Source organism: Streptomyces sp. NPDC054794 (assembly GCF_053611585.1).
The window spans coordinates 15,043-32,009 of the sequence record NZ_JBSHAQ010000081.1 but is presented as its reverse complement, the minus strand read 5'-3'; the positions used below and the strand labels follow the sequence as shown (position 1 = coordinate 32,009).

15 protein-coding genes and 3 pseudogenes are annotated in these 16,967 nt (G+C 68.6%); 13 read left to right on the top strand and 5 right to left on the bottom strand.

The window, feature by feature from the left end; translation table 11 throughout:
* Nucleotides 1-78 precede the first annotated feature (78 nt).
* The 7 genes and pseudogenes from ACWGKT_RS45040 to ACWGKT_RS45010 form a co-directional block, all read left to right on the top strand.
* Nucleotides 79-267, top strand: a pseudogene (locus ACWGKT_RS45040) (integrase core domain-containing protein); the annotation flags it as partial.
* 392 nt (nucleotides 268-659) lie between these two features.
* Complete coding sequence (locus tag ACWGKT_RS45035) at nucleotides 660-1,046, top strand: GntR family transcriptional regulator (protein WP_453278271.1); 387 nt, start codon at nucleotides 660-662, stop codon at nucleotides 1,044-1,046.
* On the top strand, nucleotides 1,043-1,951 hold the full coding sequence (locus ACWGKT_RS45030; RefSeq protein ID WP_453278270.1) for an ABC transporter ATP-binding protein: 909 nt from the start codon (nucleotides 1,043-1,045) through the stop codon (nucleotides 1,949-1,951). Before ACWGKT_RS45035 ends, ACWGKT_RS45030 begins: the two co-directional genes overlap by 4 nt.
* The gene (locus ACWGKT_RS45025) at nucleotides 1,948-2,889 is read left to right on the top strand and encodes an ABC transporter permease (protein WP_453278269.1); all 942 of its coding nucleotides are present in this window, start codon (nucleotides 1,948-1,950) and stop codon (nucleotides 2,887-2,889) included. The genes ACWGKT_RS45030 and ACWGKT_RS45025 overlap by 4 nt, the downstream gene beginning before the upstream one ends.
* 238 nt (nucleotides 2,890-3,127) lie before the next feature.
* Complete coding sequence (locus tag ACWGKT_RS45020; protein ID WP_453278268.1) at nucleotides 3,128-3,265, top strand: hypothetical protein; 138 nt, start codon at nucleotides 3,128-3,130, stop codon at nucleotides 3,263-3,265.
* Between the two features lie 221 nt (nucleotides 3,266-3,486).
* Entirely contained in the window at nucleotides 3,487-3,996 is a 510-nt protein-coding gene (locus ACWGKT_RS45015) for a GNAT family N-acetyltransferase (RefSeq protein WP_453278267.1), read from the top strand.
* Between the two features lie 71 nt (nucleotides 3,997-4,067).
* Nucleotides 4,068-4,928, top strand: a pseudogene (locus tag ACWGKT_RS45010) (IS1380 family transposase); the annotation flags it as partial.
* A gap of 162 nt (nucleotides 4,929-5,090) precedes the next feature.
* Here the strand turns inward: ACWGKT_RS45010 and ACWGKT_RS45005 are convergent.
* Nucleotides 5,091-5,789 (bottom strand): type 1 glutamine amidotransferase domain-containing protein, encoded by a 699-nt coding sequence (locus ACWGKT_RS45005; protein ID WP_453278266.1) that lies wholly within the window; start codon nucleotides 5,787-5,789, stop codon nucleotides 5,091-5,093.
* Nucleotides 5,790-6,409: 620 nt separating this feature from the next.
* On the bottom strand, nucleotides 6,410-6,985 hold the full coding sequence (locus ACWGKT_RS45000) for a pentapeptide repeat-containing protein (RefSeq protein ID WP_453278273.1): 576 nt from the start codon (nucleotides 6,983-6,985) through the stop codon (nucleotides 6,410-6,412).
* Nucleotides 6,986-7,563: 578 nt separating this feature from the next.
* Here ACWGKT_RS45000 and ACWGKT_RS44995 point away from each other — a divergent pair.
* The 6 genes and pseudogenes from ACWGKT_RS44995 to ACWGKT_RS44970 all read left to right on the top strand — a co-directional run.
* A pseudogene (locus ACWGKT_RS44995) lies at nucleotides 7,564-7,872 on the top strand (hypothetical protein); the annotation flags it as partial.
* 593 nt (nucleotides 7,873-8,465) lie between these two features.
* Nucleotides 8,466-9,083 carry a DUF4352 domain-containing protein gene (locus ACWGKT_RS44990; protein ID WP_453278265.1) on the top strand — a complete coding sequence of 206 codons (618 nt, stop codon included), beginning with the start codon at nucleotides 8,466-8,468 and terminating at the stop codon, nucleotides 9,081-9,083.
* Nucleotides 9,084-9,557: 474 nt separating this feature from the next.
* On the top strand, nucleotides 9,558-10,082 hold the full coding sequence (locus ACWGKT_RS44985) for a PadR family transcriptional regulator (protein ID WP_356155060.1): 525 nt from the start codon (nucleotides 9,558-9,560) through the stop codon (nucleotides 10,080-10,082).
* Nucleotides 10,079-10,765: an ABC transporter ATP-binding protein gene (locus ACWGKT_RS44980; protein ID WP_453278264.1), complete on the top strand. Its 687-nt coding sequence runs from the start codon at nucleotides 10,079-10,081 to the stop codon at nucleotides 10,763-10,765. Before ACWGKT_RS44985 ends, ACWGKT_RS44980 begins: the two co-directional genes overlap by 4 nt.
* Entirely contained in the window at nucleotides 10,762-13,014 is a 2,253-nt protein-coding gene (locus tag ACWGKT_RS44975; RefSeq protein WP_453278263.1) for an FtsX-like permease family protein, read from the top strand. Before ACWGKT_RS44980 ends, ACWGKT_RS44975 begins: the two co-directional genes overlap by 4 nt.
* Before the next feature lie 183 nt (nucleotides 13,015-13,197).
* Nucleotides 13,198-13,404 carry a DUF6191 domain-containing protein gene (locus ACWGKT_RS44970; RefSeq protein ID WP_453278262.1) on the top strand — a complete coding sequence of 69 codons (207 nt, stop codon included), beginning with the start codon at nucleotides 13,198-13,200 and terminating at the stop codon, nucleotides 13,402-13,404.
* A gap of 436 nt (nucleotides 13,405-13,840) precedes the next feature.
* Here the strand turns inward: ACWGKT_RS44970 and ACWGKT_RS44965 are convergent, their stop codons facing one another.
* From ACWGKT_RS44965 to ACWGKT_RS44955, 3 genes are all read right to left on the bottom strand, one after another.
* On the bottom strand, nucleotides 13,841-15,418 hold the full coding sequence (locus ACWGKT_RS44965; protein ID WP_453278261.1) for a COG1470 family protein: 1,578 nt from the start codon (nucleotides 15,416-15,418) through the stop codon (nucleotides 13,841-13,843).
* A gap of 454 nt (nucleotides 15,419-15,872) precedes the next feature.
* Nucleotides 15,873-16,148 carry a helix-turn-helix domain-containing protein gene (locus ACWGKT_RS44960; RefSeq protein ID WP_356155044.1) on the bottom strand — a complete coding sequence of 92 codons (276 nt, stop codon included), beginning with the start codon at nucleotides 16,146-16,148 and terminating at the stop codon, nucleotides 15,873-15,875.
* Nucleotides 16,149-16,309: 161 nt separating this feature from the next.
* Nucleotides 16,310-16,660, bottom strand: coding sequence for an ArsR/SmtB family transcription factor (locus ACWGKT_RS44955; RefSeq protein ID WP_235455218.1), 351 nt, complete (start codon nucleotides 16,658-16,660; stop codon nucleotides 16,310-16,312).
* Between the last annotated feature and the right edge of the window lie 307 nt (nucleotides 16,661-16,967).

The following is a 16,967-nucleotide window of genomic DNA, read 5'->3' as shown; positions in this document are numbered from 1 at the left end:
TCATCCGCGAGGTCTACCACCTGCTCCGACCCGCCCCTCGGACAGCCTCTGCGGCAAGTTGACAACTATAGGAGCGTCAACGCCCTGATGGAGTCCACGATCGGCCTGTTCAAGACCGAGTTGATCAAGCCTCGTCGGCCCTGGAGGACGCTTTCCCAGGTCGAACTCGCCACCCCCGAATGGGTCGACTGGTACTGCCACCGTCGGCTCCACGGTGAAATAGGGCACATCCCGCCCGCCGAATACGAGACCAAGTACTACCGCGAAACCACGAAAGTCCAGGTCACAGTCACGACCCAGAGTCTCGATCAAACCCGGAACGGCTCACCAGGCTCCTGTGTTGTTGGGGGCGGTGTTCGAAGTCTCAACCCGTCGGCAGAGGAACCTCGTTGGTTCCCCATCCTGCCGCACACGACCTGCCGCACACGACCTGCCGCACACGACCTGCCGCACGCGCTGGTTGAGATGGGCACGGGTGGTGAGGGTGTCGCAAGCCCGACCACTTCCTGGCCTTCACCATGCTCGCAGCCGCCCTCCTCTGCTACCGCAGACTCCCCAATGCAATGGGCTGTTACCTCAAAGGTGAATGCCCACCGGACTTGACGTGGACCCGACGCCCCATCATGCTTTCACTACTTGATTAGTGAAAGGGGGTTGCGGTGATCGAATACCGGATCGACCGGGGAACCGGCGTAGCCACCTACCTGCAGATCGTCCAGCAGACGAAGCGGGCATTGCGGCTGGGCTTGCTCGCGCCCGGCGACCGGCTGCCCACCGCCCGGGAGGTTGTCGAGGCAACTGCCATCAACCCGAACACCGTGCTCAAGGCCTATCGCGAACTGGAGCGCGAGGGCCTGGTGGAGGCACGACGCGGCCTCGGCACGTTTGTGCAGAAGTCGCTGGGGGCGGCAGCGGCTCAGTCGCCGCTCGCTGATGAGCTGGCGGACTGGATGCAGCGAGCCCGCACGGCGGGGCTCGCTCGCGAGGACGTCGCCGCACTTTTCAGCTCCGCTCTGGAGCAGGAGTTCACCGAGGGAGAGCAATGAGCAAGGAACCAGCTGCGCTTGAGGCGCGAGGGCTCGTGATGCGCTACGGCCGCCGCCGCGATCCGGTCCTGCGGGACTGCTCCTTCCGGCTGCCCGCCGGTCGGATATGCGCACTGGTCGGCCCGAACGGCGCCGGCAAGTCCACGCTGCTGGCACTGGCAGCAGGGATGCTCCGCCCGACGCAGGGGACGCTGCGGGTGCTCGGGGCCGGCCCGGCCGAGTCCCGCCCGCGGATCGGCTACGTGGCGCAGACTCGTCCCCTGCATCCGCAACTCACCGTGGCGGCCACGCTCCGGATGGGCACCGAGCTCAACCCGGGGCGCTGGGACCAAGAGGCCGCGGAACGCGCCGCGTACGGCACCGATCTGGATCCGAACGCCAAAATCCGCACCCTCTCCGGGGGCCAGCGCACCCGAGTCGCCCTCGCACTGGCCTTGGGTAAACGCGCCGAACTGCTGCTGCTGGACGAACCGATGGCGGACCTGGATCCAGTCGCTCGCCACCAGCTGATGGGCGCCCTGCTGGCCGTCACCGTCGAGCACGGCACCAGCATCGTCATGTCCTCCCATGTCCTTGCCGAACTGGAGGGCGCCTGCGACTACCTCCTGCTGCTCGGTAACGGGCAGATCAGGCTCGCCGGGGAGAGCGAGGACGTACTGACCTCGCACGCCCGCCTCACCGGCACCTCGCCCGACTTCGCGCCGCACACCGTCGTGGAGTCCGGCGCGACCGGCCGCGGCCACACCGCGCTGGTGCGCCCGCAGGGTCCACTCGACGCAGCCACGTGGCTGGTCGAGCGTCCCTCCATGGAGGAGCTGATCCTGGCCCATCTACGCAACCCCGGCGCTCCCGCCCTGTTCACGCGGAGCGCCTCCCCCGAACCGAGCCCGGAGGCCGTCGCATGACCACTCTCTCGCACCCCCCGCGCCGCGGCCTGACCTGGGCGGTGCTGCGGCTGCACCGGGTGCCGCTGTGGGTCTGGGCGGTGATGGTCATCGCCGGGGCCGGCGGGCTGATCTGGCTCTACGAGCTGGGGCGGGAGGCTGCTCCATACAGCGGGGCGTGTGACGGCACAGGGATGCTGCAATGCGCCCCACAGATGCGCTACGGGGGCTCTGAACTCCAGTCCGCCCAACTCCTCGCCTGGCTGCCGTGCGGCATCGCCGCCTGCGCAGGCGCTGCGCTGATCGGCCGGGAACTGGAGCACGGCACCGTCGCCATGGCGTGGACCCAGTCCGTGTCTCCAGTCCGCTGGCTCGCCGCGAAGCTGGCTGTCCCGGCGGTGGCACTCCTCGGTGGTACGGCGGCGCTGACCCTGATGTTCCGGTGGGTATGGGTGTCCGGTCCCAACGGCGGGGACAACCGGTGGAACAGCGAATACTTCCATGCCGCCGGAACAGTGGGCCCGGCGTACGTTCTGCTCGGACTGGCGCTCGGTGCGCTGGCGGCGTTGCTCACACGGCGCACCCTGCCGGCGATGGGCCTGGCCGTGGTCGGCATCGGGTTGGCCTATCACCTGGGCGACAGGGCCCGGTCTTCTCTGTGGCCGGCGAGCGAGGTGCGAGGCCCGTGGGACTCCGCACTCAACCACGTCGATCAGCTCGAGCTCGGGATGATCACGAAGTCCGGGGAGCACGTCAGCGGTCTCGACTGCAGCGACCAGGCCGTGCCCGGCAACGTCAGTACGTGCCTGTCGGATCACGGGGCCGTCGACTTCTACGCGAAGATCCACCCGACCTCGCACTACTGGCCGATCCAACTGGTCGAGGCCGGCATCGTCCTGGCCCTGGCTGCGGCCGCGGCGGCAGCCGCGTTCTGGGTGCTGCGGCGCAGACTTCCATGACCGCTTGCTCTGGGCGCAGACTTCCATGACCGTCAGTGCCCAGAGTGGTTCTGTTCACGAGTTTCGGGCTCTGGCGCAGATCTTGGGGATCGGTTGGGGGAACCGCGGTGTTTGATTGCGAGGCTTCGGGGCCGCGTGAGACCGCGTGCGCCCTCCCGCCTGATGGGCGGGAGCGACGCTCCGTCAAATATGTGTCTGGTTGCGCCATGAGCCGTGTTGGCCGGTGGCCGTGCTGGTCATGGAGGCTGACACTACGTTCTGGGACTCGCTCGTCTTCGACGGGATCGACGACGTGGGCGTCAAAGGGATGACCGCCGCCTTCGGAATGGTCGAGGTCATGGCCAGAGGCCGGGCGGCCGGCGCGACGTGTCCGTAGCGCTGCCTCGGAAGGTGCGTACGGGTTGATGTTCGACCCGAACAGTTCGGTCAACCCGCGCCTGTCCTCGTCGGTGAGCCTCGATGCCCAGGCCGGTCCACGCTGGAGCGCTGCGGCCCTGCCGACCGCGCCGTCAGACGGGGAATGGCGCGCCGCAGGGGTGTGGCGAAGACCAAGACCACCGTTCCGGCAGCGATGGACACCCGTGCGAAGATCGCGACGTGAACGCTCTACGCTTCCGTCCGGCTGACGACGCCGACCTTGCCTCTGTCGTGCGTCTGCGCGACGACGCTGCCCGCTGGATGCTTGCCCAAGGCGTCACCGGTCAGTGGCGGCCTGGTGAGCTGGGCGTGGCTCACTTCCGCCAGATCATGGAGAACGGAGAGGTCTGGCTCGCGGAGGCCGCCGATCGTGTGGTCGGGGCCTGGGAGCTGTGGTGGGAGGACGAGGAAGCCTGGGGGCCGCAACCGTCGACAGCCGGCTATGTGCATCGGCTGATGGTGGACCACAGCAGTGTGCCGCCCGGAACGGGGCGGCAGCTTCTGCGAGTCGCGGAGCGCCGCGTGGCCGAGGCGGGCCGGCCGTTGGTACGTCTGGACTGCCTGGCCGACAACGCGCCCCTGAACGCGTACTACCTCAACGCCGGCTATCAGGTTGTCGGACGTAAGGAGGGCAAGCCGCAGCCGGGCGGTACGCCCAAGTCGTTCACGCTCCTCGAAAAGCCCATATAGGACGGAGAAAAATAGGAGTCACCCCTGTCGCGCGGTCCGCCACGCTACTCACCCTCATCGAGAGCCCGAAAGTCGCGTCCTTCGTCGACCACGGCCCGGGCGGAACCGGAGAGCCGGTCGCCGCTCTCCTCAGACCGGGTAACGCGGGCTCGAACACGGCCGCCGACCACATCAGCACCGCCCAACGGGCCCTGGCTCAACTGCCGAAAAGGTACGGCGAGGACGGCGGACGCTGATCCGCACGGACTCCGCCGGCGGCACCCACGACTTCGTGTCCTGGCTCGCGAAGCGAGGCCGATGGCTGTCCTACTCGGTCGGCATCGTGATCACCGAGGCGATCCACCAGCACGTGCTGAAGATCCCCGGCCCGGCATGGACGCCGGCCGTCGAGGCCGACGGCCAGGTCCGCGACGGAGCCTGGGTCGCCGAGCTCACGGACAAGCCGCTGGACGTCTGGCCCAGCGGCACGCGGCTGATCGTCCGCAAGGAACGACCCCACCCCGGGCGCCCAGTTGAGAATCACGGACGCGGACGGCATGCGGATCACCTGCTTCGCTACCAATACGACCGGTCGGCCGATCGCCGAGCTCGAACTCCGTCACCGTCTGCGGGCCCGGGCGTAGGACCGGATCCGGGCCGCCCGGTCCACCGGCCTGCGCAACCTGCCCCTCCACCACACCGCGCAGAACAAGGTCTGGCTGGAGACCGTCCAGATCGCACTCGACCTGCTGGCCTGGATGCCCATGCTCGCTCTGACCGGCAAAGCCCGACTCTGGGCACCCCGTCGCCTGCGGCTCCGCCCGTTCTCCGCGGCCGGACAGCTCGTCACCACCGGCCGGCGCCGCATCCTCCGCCTCGCCCACCACTGGCCCTGGGCCCGTGACATCACCGACGCCCTCGAACGGCTCGCACTCCTGCCGAACCCCGGATGACCAGCGGACTCACCCGTCCCTGCGAGAAGTGGATCCAGCCCGGAGCAGTGGAACCCACCGTCCACCCGAGACGACACCCGGGCCCTCAGCCTGCCCGCCCTCCACCACCGACAACGAAATGGGCCGCCGACTTCGTCGACGGCCCATCACGAAAGTTCGAGGTTAAGAGGACAGAGCTTCAACGAGTTCCTTGGCGAGGGGACCCGAGGAAGCGGGGTTCTGCCCTGTGAAGAGGTTGCGGTCCACGACCGTGTAGGGCTCCCAGGCAGGGCCCCGCGAATACTCCGTGGGCAGCTTCCTCAGCTCGTCCTCCAGGAGCCACTTGGCCTTGTCGGCGAAACCGACTCCGGCCTCCTCCTCGTTGCAGAATCCCGCCACACGGTAGTTCGCGAAGGGCGTGTCGCCGTTCGCGTCACGGGTCGCGAGGAAGGCGGCCGGGGCATGGCAGACGACGCCGAGTGGTTTACCGGAAGCAAGTGCCTCCCGCAGGAGCGCCCCGGAGTCCGGGTCGGCCGAAAGGTCTTCCATCGGGCCATGGCCTCCGGGGTAGTAGACAGCGTCATAGTCCTCGAGGCGCACCTCCTTGAGGGAGATGGGGTGCCTCAGCTCCTCCGCCTTCTCGATGACGGCCTCCTCCCGGAGGGAGTTTTCCTCGCCGCCCGCCATACCGGGCCGCAGGCTCATCGTGTCCACAACGGGCACGACCCCGTGCGGAGTTGCCACGGCGACCTCGTGTCCGGCATCGGTGAACACGGTGTAAGGCGCCACGAACTCCTCGGCCCAGTACCCGGTGGGGTGTCGATGCCCGTCCTTCAGGGTCCAATAGCTTGCGCCGGTCATCACGCACAGGATCTTGGCCATGGGATGCTCCTGTTAGAAGACGTCACCCGGGGAGGGCGCAGTACGGCCAGCTTGAGACCTATATGACAAGAGTGAGTGGAAATGTCGGATTTTGCAACTTGCTACCGATCGGTGCACGCGTATCGTATGAGCATTGAGAATGCAGCAATGGAATTCCGGTGCCGAAACATAGATGTAGCGCGAAACAAACACCTCCGATCTTTGGTGATCAGTCCCCAAAGGTGCATCAATCTGATTGAGGGCGTATGACCACTACGCCTCGGTCAGGATTTAGCTGCAGCCGAGAGTTCGGGACGAAGAGGTCGTGCCAGAACCGTGCCAGGTCGTGCGGGGAACGCGAGGAGTCGGCCGAGCTGAAGCGGCTGAAAAACGCCAAGGCGCCGGTCAGCTGGCTGTGTGGGCACGCCAGTGGTGTTCTTCGGCCAGGCAGCGTCGCTGGGTCCATCGGTAGGGCCATATGTGATGGCGCAGGTGGGTGCCTGTGGGTACGGGGGCGAAGGTGGTGCTGCCTTCCGGACGGAGTTGGTCGAGATGAAAAGCGCCGATGAAGAGGCAGTCGCTCAAGTTGGTGTCGGTCAGGACCAGATGGGTAGCATCCACGCCCTGCACTGAAGTGACCTTCACACTCGCGTCCCCAGAAGTGTTTCTTCCGCCGTGTGCCCAGTGGCGGTACGCCGTGGTGAGGTGGTCAGGGCTACAGGTGCGGCCAGTACCGCTTGGCTGAGGTCCACGGAGGCGTACCGCAGGCGCAGGGTTGCTGTGGAATCCCACCGAGTCCCAACGCACTGGACCTCGTACGCCGCGATCTCCAGCAACGCGAGTGCCCCGAAGGCACTGTCCGACAGGTCGACCCGACCAGCGCACGTCATTGGCACCAAGGTTGAGAGGGAAGGGAAGTTCGCCTCGCGGAACGCGGCGTCCAGGGCGAATGTCGCGTCACCGAACCGGACGTGACCGGAGAATTCGGCCTGGCGGAAGCCTGCAGGACCGGTGAAGGCCGCCCTGTCGAATTTGGCGGGGCCGGTGAAAGCCGCCCTGTCGAACTCGGCAGGCCCGGAAAACCTCGCGCCGACGAAGCCCGACGGGCCGGTGAAGGCCACCCGGCCGAACTTGGCGGCGCCGGTGAACGCGGCCTCGTCGAACTCGGCAGGCCCGGAGAACGTCGCGCCGGCGAACCCGGCGGCATCGTCGCTGATCCGCGCCTTTGCGAGTTGCGTTCCGCCGGCGTCGACCAGCGCGATGTCGTGGTGGTCCTCGGCTCAGTCCACCCCGCAGAACACCGGCGTTGCCAACCCGGTGACCTCCATAGCACCTCCTCTTTAACGTCCTCCCAGGTCGGAGCCTGTGCAGGGGGTGCGCGTGCTCCCTCATGGAAGTGCTCAAGGCACGTCATCCCACCAGCCGTTCGCAACCCCAGCGAGAGATGCGGCCCTCGGTCTGCTTCAGAGCTAGGGCTCAGGCAGCGGAGAGAGATGATCCGCATCACCGGCTCGGACTACGGACAGCGAATCGCGTCATGGCACCGAGATCCAGCCACGACGAAAGACGTCCTATGGATGCACGAATTGGTCCGCTCGGGCCGTGTCCCGACGAGCTGTGTTCCATCCTGACCACCTCACCGTCCCACCCCCGATGGGCGCGGAGCCGGCCTCGTCTTATCAAGGGACTCGGTCGGTCCGGGCATACTCAAAGGCTCGGCTCGCGTAAGGCCGGTTCCGGTCCCACAGCGCACCGGGGGAACAGGACTTGCATGCCGTCCTTCACGTCCCATTAGGCCTACACGCCCCGCGCGATCTGGGAACATCTACGCAGCCACGGCATCCGGGCGGTGCTTCCGGTCCCAGCGGACCAGCGCGGACACCGGCTCCGGCGCGGTGGCCGGGGCGGTCGGCCACCAGCCTTTGACCGCGAGGCTTACAAGCAGCGCAACGCCGTCGAGCGATGCATCAACCGCTTGAAGCAATGGCGAGGCATCGTCACCCGCGACGAGAAGACCGCGACCATCTACCTGGCCGGACTCCATATCGCCGGTAGCTTCCTCTGGTCTGCCCGGTCATCCAAACGACAGTCCCTGGCTGTGTGACCTGCACATTTTCTGTCCTGTCCGGTGCCGGGCACCAAAGTGGCCACCCAAGTGCGCACCGCAGGAGGCCAAGGCGGCTTGCCCGGTGCTGGACGCCCCCGTGGCCAGGCAGTCGCGCCATGCGCCGGCTTGTGGTTGATGTGCCGTCATCACGGTGGCTCCTTCACGTCAGGCCGCCCCTGGTGGGGCGGTGGTCGAGGGAGCAGCGTGCACGGGCCCACGTGCCCGCGGTCTACCGGCAGCCGGTAACGATCGTGGTCAAAGGGAAACGCGACCGTGGTCGGTGCGGTGCAGACCTCGACAAGGGGGCACAGTCGGGCTCGTGGTCGGGCCAACCACGGTGGCCGGCGACGCGTGCGGAAGGACTGCGAAAAGCGCGCGGTCGGCCGCGCCGCCAAAGCGCTTTGCCCGAGCCCGGGCCGCCACCTCAGGTGACCGATAAGGCCACCACAGCAGCGCCCGGGGAACCAACTCTTTTGCCTCACAGGAAAGTTTAATAACGAACTAATCACGTTCCTGAACGTGAGACAACTACACAACTCCATCACAGGTCGCACACGCGAAAGACACAGCACCAACCCCGTGGGGAGACCATGAGCCAGCAGCAGTACCCGCAGCCTCAGCAGCCCGGTTGGGGCGGCCCTCAGGGCGCCTGGGGCACTCCGCCCCAGCCTCCGAAGAAGTCCAGAGGAAAGATCATCGGACTCGGCTGCCTCGGCGCCATAGCCCTCTTCATCGTGATCGGCATCATCGGTGCGGCCACCGGCAGCGGTGACAGCAAGACCGACAACAAGACCAACTCCGCCAAGCACAGCGCTCCGACCGCGGGGGCACCGAAGAAGGACCCCACCCCGGACAACTCCAAGCCGACGGCCATAAAGACGGCACCCGTGAAGATCACCGCCAAGAAGACCGCCTTCGCCAAGAGCATCCTCGCCGACAGCAGCAACTACACCAGCGTCGCGATCACGATCACCAACAACAGCGCCAAGAAGCTCAGCGTCAACCCGCTGTACTTCGCCATCACCGACACCCACGGCACCAAGCACACCGCCGAACTGGGCATCGACGACAACCAGATCGACACCGTCGACCTGGCCCCGGGCGAAAACATCTCCGGCACCATAACCGGCAAGGGCCTCTTCACCCCGAAGACCATCACCTACACCGAGAACCTCTTCGGCGACCCGATCCGCACCACCGTCTCCTGACCCACCCGCGCATCATCACGCTCAACCCAGGCGGTCCGCAGGCTCACACACGCCTCCCAGGAAGCGCGAGCCCGGACACGACGCACATCCCGGTCCACGACCACAAGTGGACCGGGAACCCTCCAAGTTCCGGACCGGCCTGATGAGCAGACTCGCACGGTCGGCCGACGGCCCCTGGCCCGGCACTGTGCGCCGCCCGGTCCAGCCGAGTTACCGGCCGGGCCGGGCGAAACCACGTGCTGTCGGCTACAGCCTGAAAAGGGCGGCCCTCCAGATCACAAAGCCGACACCCGCCGCCGCGCGAGCCGCCAGCCGGGACCCGACCAAAGCTCTGAACCAGTCTCCCTGACAGTGGACTCAGGGCGACACGCTGGTCGCCGCTGACAGGCCGGCAACCGGATGCGGGGTCTCAGGACCAGAACCCACTCTCAGTAGATATACACTCGGAGTATATCCCCGGTGTATGGTCCTCGCATGAGTGTTCCTCTCACCCTGTTGGGGCTGTTGGAGCGGGAGCCGAGCCACGGCTACGACCTCAAGCGCGACTACGACGCTTTCTTCAACCGCGGCAAGCCGCTGCCGTACGGGCAGGTCTACACAACGCTTGGCCGGTTGGCGCGGGACGGGAAGGTCATTGCCGGCGAGGCGGAGCCCGGGGTCGGCCCCGAGCGCAAGCGCTACGTGATCACCGAGGCGGGGGCGACGGAGTTCGAGACCTGGCTCACCGAGCCGGTGGCCCCCGAGCCCAACCTGCAGACCGTGCTGTTCACCAAAGTCGTGCTGGCCCTCATGCTCGGCCGCGACGCCCAGCAGTACCTCGACACCCAGCGGGCCGCCCACCTGCAGCGGATGCACGAGCTGACGAAGCTGCGCCGCACCGGCCCGATCATCGACGCCTTGCTCGCCGACCACGGCCTGTTCCACCTGGAGGCCGACCTACGGTGGATCGAGCTGACCACGGCCCGGATGGACACGTTGGCAGCGGCGGTGCGCACATGACCGCCCTGATCGAAGCCCGCGACCTCACCCTCTCCTTCGGCGAGACCGCCGCCCTGCGCGGCGCCAGCCTGACCATCGAGGCCGGCGAGGTGTTCGCCGTGATGGGCCCGAGCGGCTCGGGCAAGTCCACCCTGCTGCACTGCCTGGCCGGCATCCTCACCCCCGACTCGGGCGAGGTGCACTTCGACGGACGCCGCATCGACACCCTGAACGAGGCCGAGCGCAGCGCTTTGCGCCGCGACACCTTCGGCTTCGTCTTCCAGTTCGGCCAACTCGTCCCCGAGTTGACCGCCGAGGAGAACGTTGCCCTGCCGCTGCTGTTCTCCGGCGTGCGCCGGGCGGCCGCGCTCGCCGAGGCCCGGCCCTGGTTCGCCCGGCTGGGCCTGGACGGCCTGGAGCGGCGCCGCTCCGGGGAGTTGTCGGGCGGTCAGGCGCAGCGGGTGGCGCTGGCCCGGGGTCTGGTGGCCCGGCCCAAGGTGCTCTTCGCCGACGAGCCGACCGGGGCGCTGGACTCGCTGACCGGCGAGCAGGTGATGGACCTGATGGTGGACGCGGCCCACGAGGAAGGCACCACTATCGTCCTAGTGACCCACGAGCCCCGGGTCGCCGCGCACGCGGACCGGGAGGCCATCGTCCGGGACGGCAAGGCCAGCCTGCTCACGACCGGACGGATCGCCTCGTGATCGCCTTCGCGCTCCGCCTCGCGGTCAGCGGCGGCCGGGAGGCGCTCGCCCGGCTGGCCATGATCACCGCCGCGGTCGCCATCGGCGTCGGGCTGCTGCTGTCGACCTTCGCCAGCATGAACGCCGTCGAGCGGACGAACCAGCGGCAGGTGTGGCTCGACACCGGCGCCGCGAGCCGCACCGAGCAGCCGTCGGCGGACCCGCTGTGGTGGCGGCCGCACGGCGACTACTACGACGGCAAGTCCCTCACCGAGGTCGACGTCGCCGCGACCGGCCCGACCTCGCCCGTCCCACCCGGCCTGGCGCACCTGCCGACGCCAGGCGAGTACTACGCCTCACCCGCGCTGGCCAAGCTGATCCGCGACACCCCCGCCGACCAGCTGGGCGACCGCTTCCCCGGGCGGCTCACCGGCACGATCGGCGACGCCGCTCTGGCCTCCCCGGACTCGCTGATCGCCGTCATCGGCCGTACCCCCGCCCAGATCAAGGGCGCACCAGGGGCGAGAGCGGTCACCACCATCGCCAGCACTCGGCCACCCACCTGCGACAACGAGTGCTGGGACAACGCGGTGCGCGGCGACGCGCTGACGCTCATCTCCTCCGTGGTGGCCGGGGCTCTGATCTTCCCGGTGCTGATCTTCATCGCCACCGCGACCCGTCTGTCCGCCGCCACGCGTGAACAGCGGTACGCGGCGATGCGGTTGGTCGGCGCCACTCCCCGGCAGGTGTCGGTGATCTCGGCGGTGGAGTCCGCGCTGGCGGCGGTCGCCGGGACGGTGGTCGGCTTCGGGCTCTACGCTGCGCTGCGCCCGCTGGTCGCCACCATTCCGCTCACCGGGCAGCAGCGGTTCTTCCTTTCGGATCTGACGCTCAGCGCCCCGCAGGCCCTCGGCGTCGTCGTCGGCGTGCCGGTGGCAGCGGCGATCGCGGCGCGCCTCGCACTGCGCCGGGTCACCATCTCCCCGCTCGGCGTGACCCGCCGGGTGACCCCGCGCCCGCCGCGTGCCTGGCGGCTTATCCCGCTGCTGGCGGGCCTGGCCGAACTGGCGTACTTCGTCTTCGCCGACCGCCGCCCGGCGACCGGGAACGGCCAGACGGCGGCCTACCTCCCCGGCTTCCTGGTGGTGATGCTGGGCCTGGTGATCGCCGGGCCGTGGCTGACCATGATCGTCGCCCGGGCGGTCGCCCGGCGCACCCGACGCCCGGCCGCCCTGATCGCGGTGCGGCGGCTCGCCGACGACCCGAAGACCGGCTTCCGCGCGGTCAGCGGCCTCGTCCTGGCCCTGTTCGTGACCACCGCGACAGTCAGCATCATCGGCACCATCAACGACTACCGCGGCACGCTGGGCGGCGACCGGCAGACCCGGACGGTGGTGGAGGCCGGCAGCGACGGCCAGGCGCCGCTGGCCGGGGCCATCCCGGCACGGCTGCTCACCGAGGTGCGCGCGATCCCGGGCGTGCGGGGCGCGGCCGTCGTCCACGCCAACCCCGACGGCGTCGGCAAGGTGGTGCATCGGAGAGTCCACCCAGGCGATCCGCCCCCGGACGCGCCGGCACTGGTGACCTGCTCCGACCTGGCGCAGACTCCCATGGTGGGCCGCTGCCCGGCCGGCGCGAGCGTCACGGCCGTCGACTTCTACGCGTTCGTCAGCCTGCAGTCGCACCCGAGCCTGCCGTGGCCCGCCGCCGCGATCAGCACCGCAGCCGTCGCCAAGCTGCCCGTACGACTGGTCTACGTGGCCACCGACGGGTCGACAACCGCCATGGAACGCGTACGGACCCTGCTCACCACCACCTACCCGCACCAACAGGTCCGCACGGTGGGCGACTGGGGCACCGACTTGCAGCAACAGCTGGCCGGTTGGCGGCAACTGGCCGACGTGGTGCTGCTGACCACCCTGCCGATCGCAGGCTGCAGCCTGGCGGTGAGCGTGGTGGCGGGCCTGTCGGATCGCCGACGCCCATTCGCGCTGCTGCGGCTCACCGGCGCGCCGCTGCGGTTGCTGCAGCGGGTGATCGGCCTGGAGAGCACACTGCCGCTGCTGGCAGTGGCCGCGATCTCGATCGGTACGGCCTTCGCCGCCTCGGCCTTGTTCCTGAAATCGCAGATGCACTACGACCTGGTGTCGCCCGGCGTGGCGTATTACGCGTTCGTCGCTCTCGGCCTCGTCGCCTCGCTGGGCATCATCGCCTCGACTCTCCCGCTGCTCAAACGCATCACCGGCCCAGAAGCCGCCCGCAACGGCTGACACGCCAACTCCCCGCTACGGCCCCGGAGATCGTTCCCATCGGTGTCCGGGGCTGATGGAGCTCTTCGCAACACGACAGCGGTTGTCTCTGAATCCACAGCCAGGAGCCTTGACGATGTACGTCCCTTCGGACCATCCGTCTCCGTGTCGGGAATCTCGGCCCGATCCAGGCAGTGTCCTGCGGTGAACATTGTCGAAGAGGTCTTCCTTCCGAGCGCCCGCCACGTTCAGGAGGAGCGACAGCGCCTGGAGTGGATGCGCGACGACGAGGGCGAGGGCGACCCCTGCCGCGGGTCGATCGACCTCGACAGCGGCATCGTCCACATCAGGATCGGCCCGAAAGCAGCCGCCTCGGCGGAGCGACGTCGAGGACCGGACTCGAGGCCATGACGATGCCGCCCCAGGCCCAGTGCCACGGGCTGCGAGCCCGGTTCCGACCAAGAAACCCAGACTCGGGAGGATTCATGACCGTCACGGCATCCAACAGCCAAGAACCGATGACGCGCCGTCGCATGCTCGGGGCAGCGCTGACCGCTGGAATCGGGACTGCCCTGCCGCTCGGCGTCGCAACCCGCGCGTGGGCGGCTCCGACCGCCTCCGGCCCGGCGCGACGCCCGTTTCTTCCTTGCACCGCAGGTCGGCTCGCGCGGCGGCGTTCCTCGCGTCGCACCGGACGGTGGTGAGCGGGACGGCGGTGGGCCGGGCGACATCCGGACGAATCCGGGGCGCCGCCCCGAGGCCCTCGCGGAACCCACGTGACCGCGGCCCCACGCCGGCGCGCACCCGGCTGACCTGGCTGCGTGCCGGGGCAGGCCCCTGGCGCCGGTCAGCCCCCCGGCACAGGCGGCAGCGCGAAGTTCTTGGACGTCACCGTTCCCGGGGCGTACTGGTTCTTCACCCGCCCGGCGTGCAGCGCCGCGAAGGTCTCGTCGTTCGCCTTTCCGGTGACCGTGAGGCCCACGTCCCGTTGGTAGTGGCCGATCAGGTCTGACAACTGCTGATTGGCCTCGAAGTCCGTGTGCGGCTGCGTGTTGAGCAGGTAGATGTTGTCGGCGCGGTTGTAGAGGCCGTTCCCGTAGGAGGCGCCGTCGTCGAACACCTCCGTGTCGGCCCACAGGACGGCGCTTGTCATCCAGAGCACGTCGGGGTTCTTCTGCCCCGGCTGGACGGCCGAGGTGTCCGAGCCGAAGTGGGCGAACTTCAGTGCCGTCATCGTCGACCGGCCGAGGTTGCCCAGCCCGTCGGTGTCCTCGGTCAAGCCGTCGTACCGCTTGTCGTTGGCCTTCTGGAAGCACTTCAGCGCGGTCACGGTGGGCCCGTCCATCATCCCCAGGTTGACGTGCTCGGTGAGCTTGCAGGGGTCGGAGCCGGAGAGGGTGGAGAGCCGGACCTGGGCGAACTGTATATACATGTTGGGTCCGTCGCCCGGCCGCCAGGGAAGCGGGCCGTGCGGGCCGTCGGACTTGTCCCCTCCTCCTCCGCCGCCTCCGCCGGACTTGTCCCCTCCTCCTCCGCCGGACTTGGACCCCCCGCCGCCACCGGAATGCGCGGCGGGCGGCGCCGAGGCGGCCGATGACACCGTCGGGGACGGGAGGGTGACCGGCATGGGAGGACTGGGCAGTGCGGTGACGTCGGCCGGTGCCATCTGCTCGGTCGCCAGGCTCCTTACCTGCGGCTTGAAGGCCAGCCAAAGCACCACGAAGGTGATCAGCAGCGCGAGGAGGAGGCTGAGGAAGGCCGCCGGCCAGCGGGGCAGGACCCCCTTCTGCACATAGGTCCCGGGCACCGCCATCGGCTCGTGGCCCGAACGCTGCACCGCGAAGCTGAAGGGCCGGTTCTCCTTGCCGCCGAACCAGGTGATCTGCCGCGGCTTGAGGGTGGCCTTGACGAAGGCGGCCCGGCCCGGCTCGATCTGCACATTGGACGGGCGGATGTCGTACGAGAGCTGGTCGCCGTTGTCGCTGCCGTTCACCGAGGCGGTCAGCTTGATGTTGCCGATGTTGTCGAGGGCGAGCTTCGGGCGCCCCCGGAAGCGGCCCTTGACGGTGTGCGGGACCAGTTCCGCCCGTATCTCCGTGAAGGGGGTGATGGTGAGGCTGCCCTCGGGGACGGTGGTCGCCTCCGGCTGCTCCGTGGGGATGACCTGGATCGCGTAGGGGTGGGGCCCCGCGGCCGGGTCGGGGGTACGGGGCGGCGCGAAGGTTAGCTCCACGGAGTCCGTGGTGCCCGGATAGATACGGAGCGTCGACGGCGACACCGTGACATACGGTGCGATGTCACCGGTCGGCATGAACCGGTACTCGTCGACGACATCGCCGGTGTTGCGCAGCCGCAACCGCACGGTGGCGGTGCCGCCCGGGTCCACGGTGGTGGAGGCGGGTTCCAGGTCAGTCCAAAGGCTCACAAGGCGACCGTACGATTTGAGGCACCGCCAGAACACAGGCCTCCGTATCTGATCGCTGCCCGATCATCCCCTCACCCTGCCCTCCCGGCCCGAAACGGCCCATTGCCCCGCAGGGGGTTGCCGGGTGATGCCCGGCAGCCGCCCGGCAGACGTCGGACCAGCGGGAAAGCCTCACGCCGGCAGGTGCTGACGGGCGCCGACAGGTACCGGGCCGCTGACCAGGCAGGGCCGTACCCAGTGAGCCGGAGACACCCGTGCGGTGCCGGAGCCGCGCCTGGAGTCCAGAAGGGCATGCAGTTGTGCCCCGCGCGAGGCACGGAAGGTCGTTTCACCTTCCACATACCGGTCACGAGAGAGCGCCGAACAGGCGCTCTCCGCTTGGGCTTACCGGGCGCGGCCCGTGCTGGAACCTGCGACGGAGGTCCTGCCGCCCCGTTCGGCCCGAGCACACCGATCACAGGTCGAGCTCTGCAGCGGACTCGGGCTCGGCTACCACGGCATGCCGCCGCAGCTCCAGCAACGGCTCCTTGGGCAGACCCAGCGCGCGGGCGAGGGCTGCCACCGTCCTGCCGGACGGCACAGGGCCGCCGGGCTGGAACGCCTCCGACACCGCCGTACGCCCCAGCCCTGCGCGGCGGGCGAGCAGCGTGTGGTCCAGCCCCACGTCGGCCAGGCCGTCACTCAGCCGCGTGCGCAGGTCGGTAAGTGCCGCCCTCGCCAACCTGATCATCAGCGTGCACGGACACATCGTTCCAGACGCCTCAAACGACCACCCGACCAGCTTGACCAAAGACACAGGGCCCCCCAACACCGGCACGGGCACGTCCAGCAACGGTGAGGCTTTTACCCCGGGTGACGCCGCCCCCGCTGCCGCCAAGAGGAACGCCGTCACTACGACGGCGGCCTCACCTGCTTCTGGGTGGCCTGCAGGTCGGCGAGGAGTTCGACCTGGTCGGCCAGTACCCCGGACAGGATCGTGCGGGCCACGCGGAGCAGTTCGGCAACTTGCGGGCTGGCCAGCGAGTAGTACACGTTCAAGCCTTCCTTGCGTGTCCTGACGAGATTCGCTCGTCGCAGCACGGCCAGCTGTTGCGAGAGGTGCGCGGGCTCGATGCCCACCTCGGGCAGCATCTCCGACACCGCATGCTCGCGTTCACTCAGCAGTTCCAGGACACGGATGCGGGCCGGATGGCCGAGGGTTTTGAAGAACTCGGCCTTCAGCTGATACAGCGGCGTACTCACCGTGGCATCGCCTCCCGGGTGCAGCAGCGAGCCCCGGTCGGCCGGGCTTCGGCGCAGCGCATCAATCCATTCATCGACACCATGCGGCCTATCCTCGCGTGCGTTCCCGGCCAGGCCGAATCCGTGCTGAGGACGCGTGCCACGGCCCACCGGCGGATACCTCATTAATTGCACCTTTCGCAACTACAACGGTGCGGGAGGTTGCGCGTGAAGATCGTCCCGCTGCGCGACACCGGCGTCACATGGCACAAACGTTCTGCCTGCCGTCTCCCATGCCGATCCGCTGCCCTGGGACGGACGGCACCTG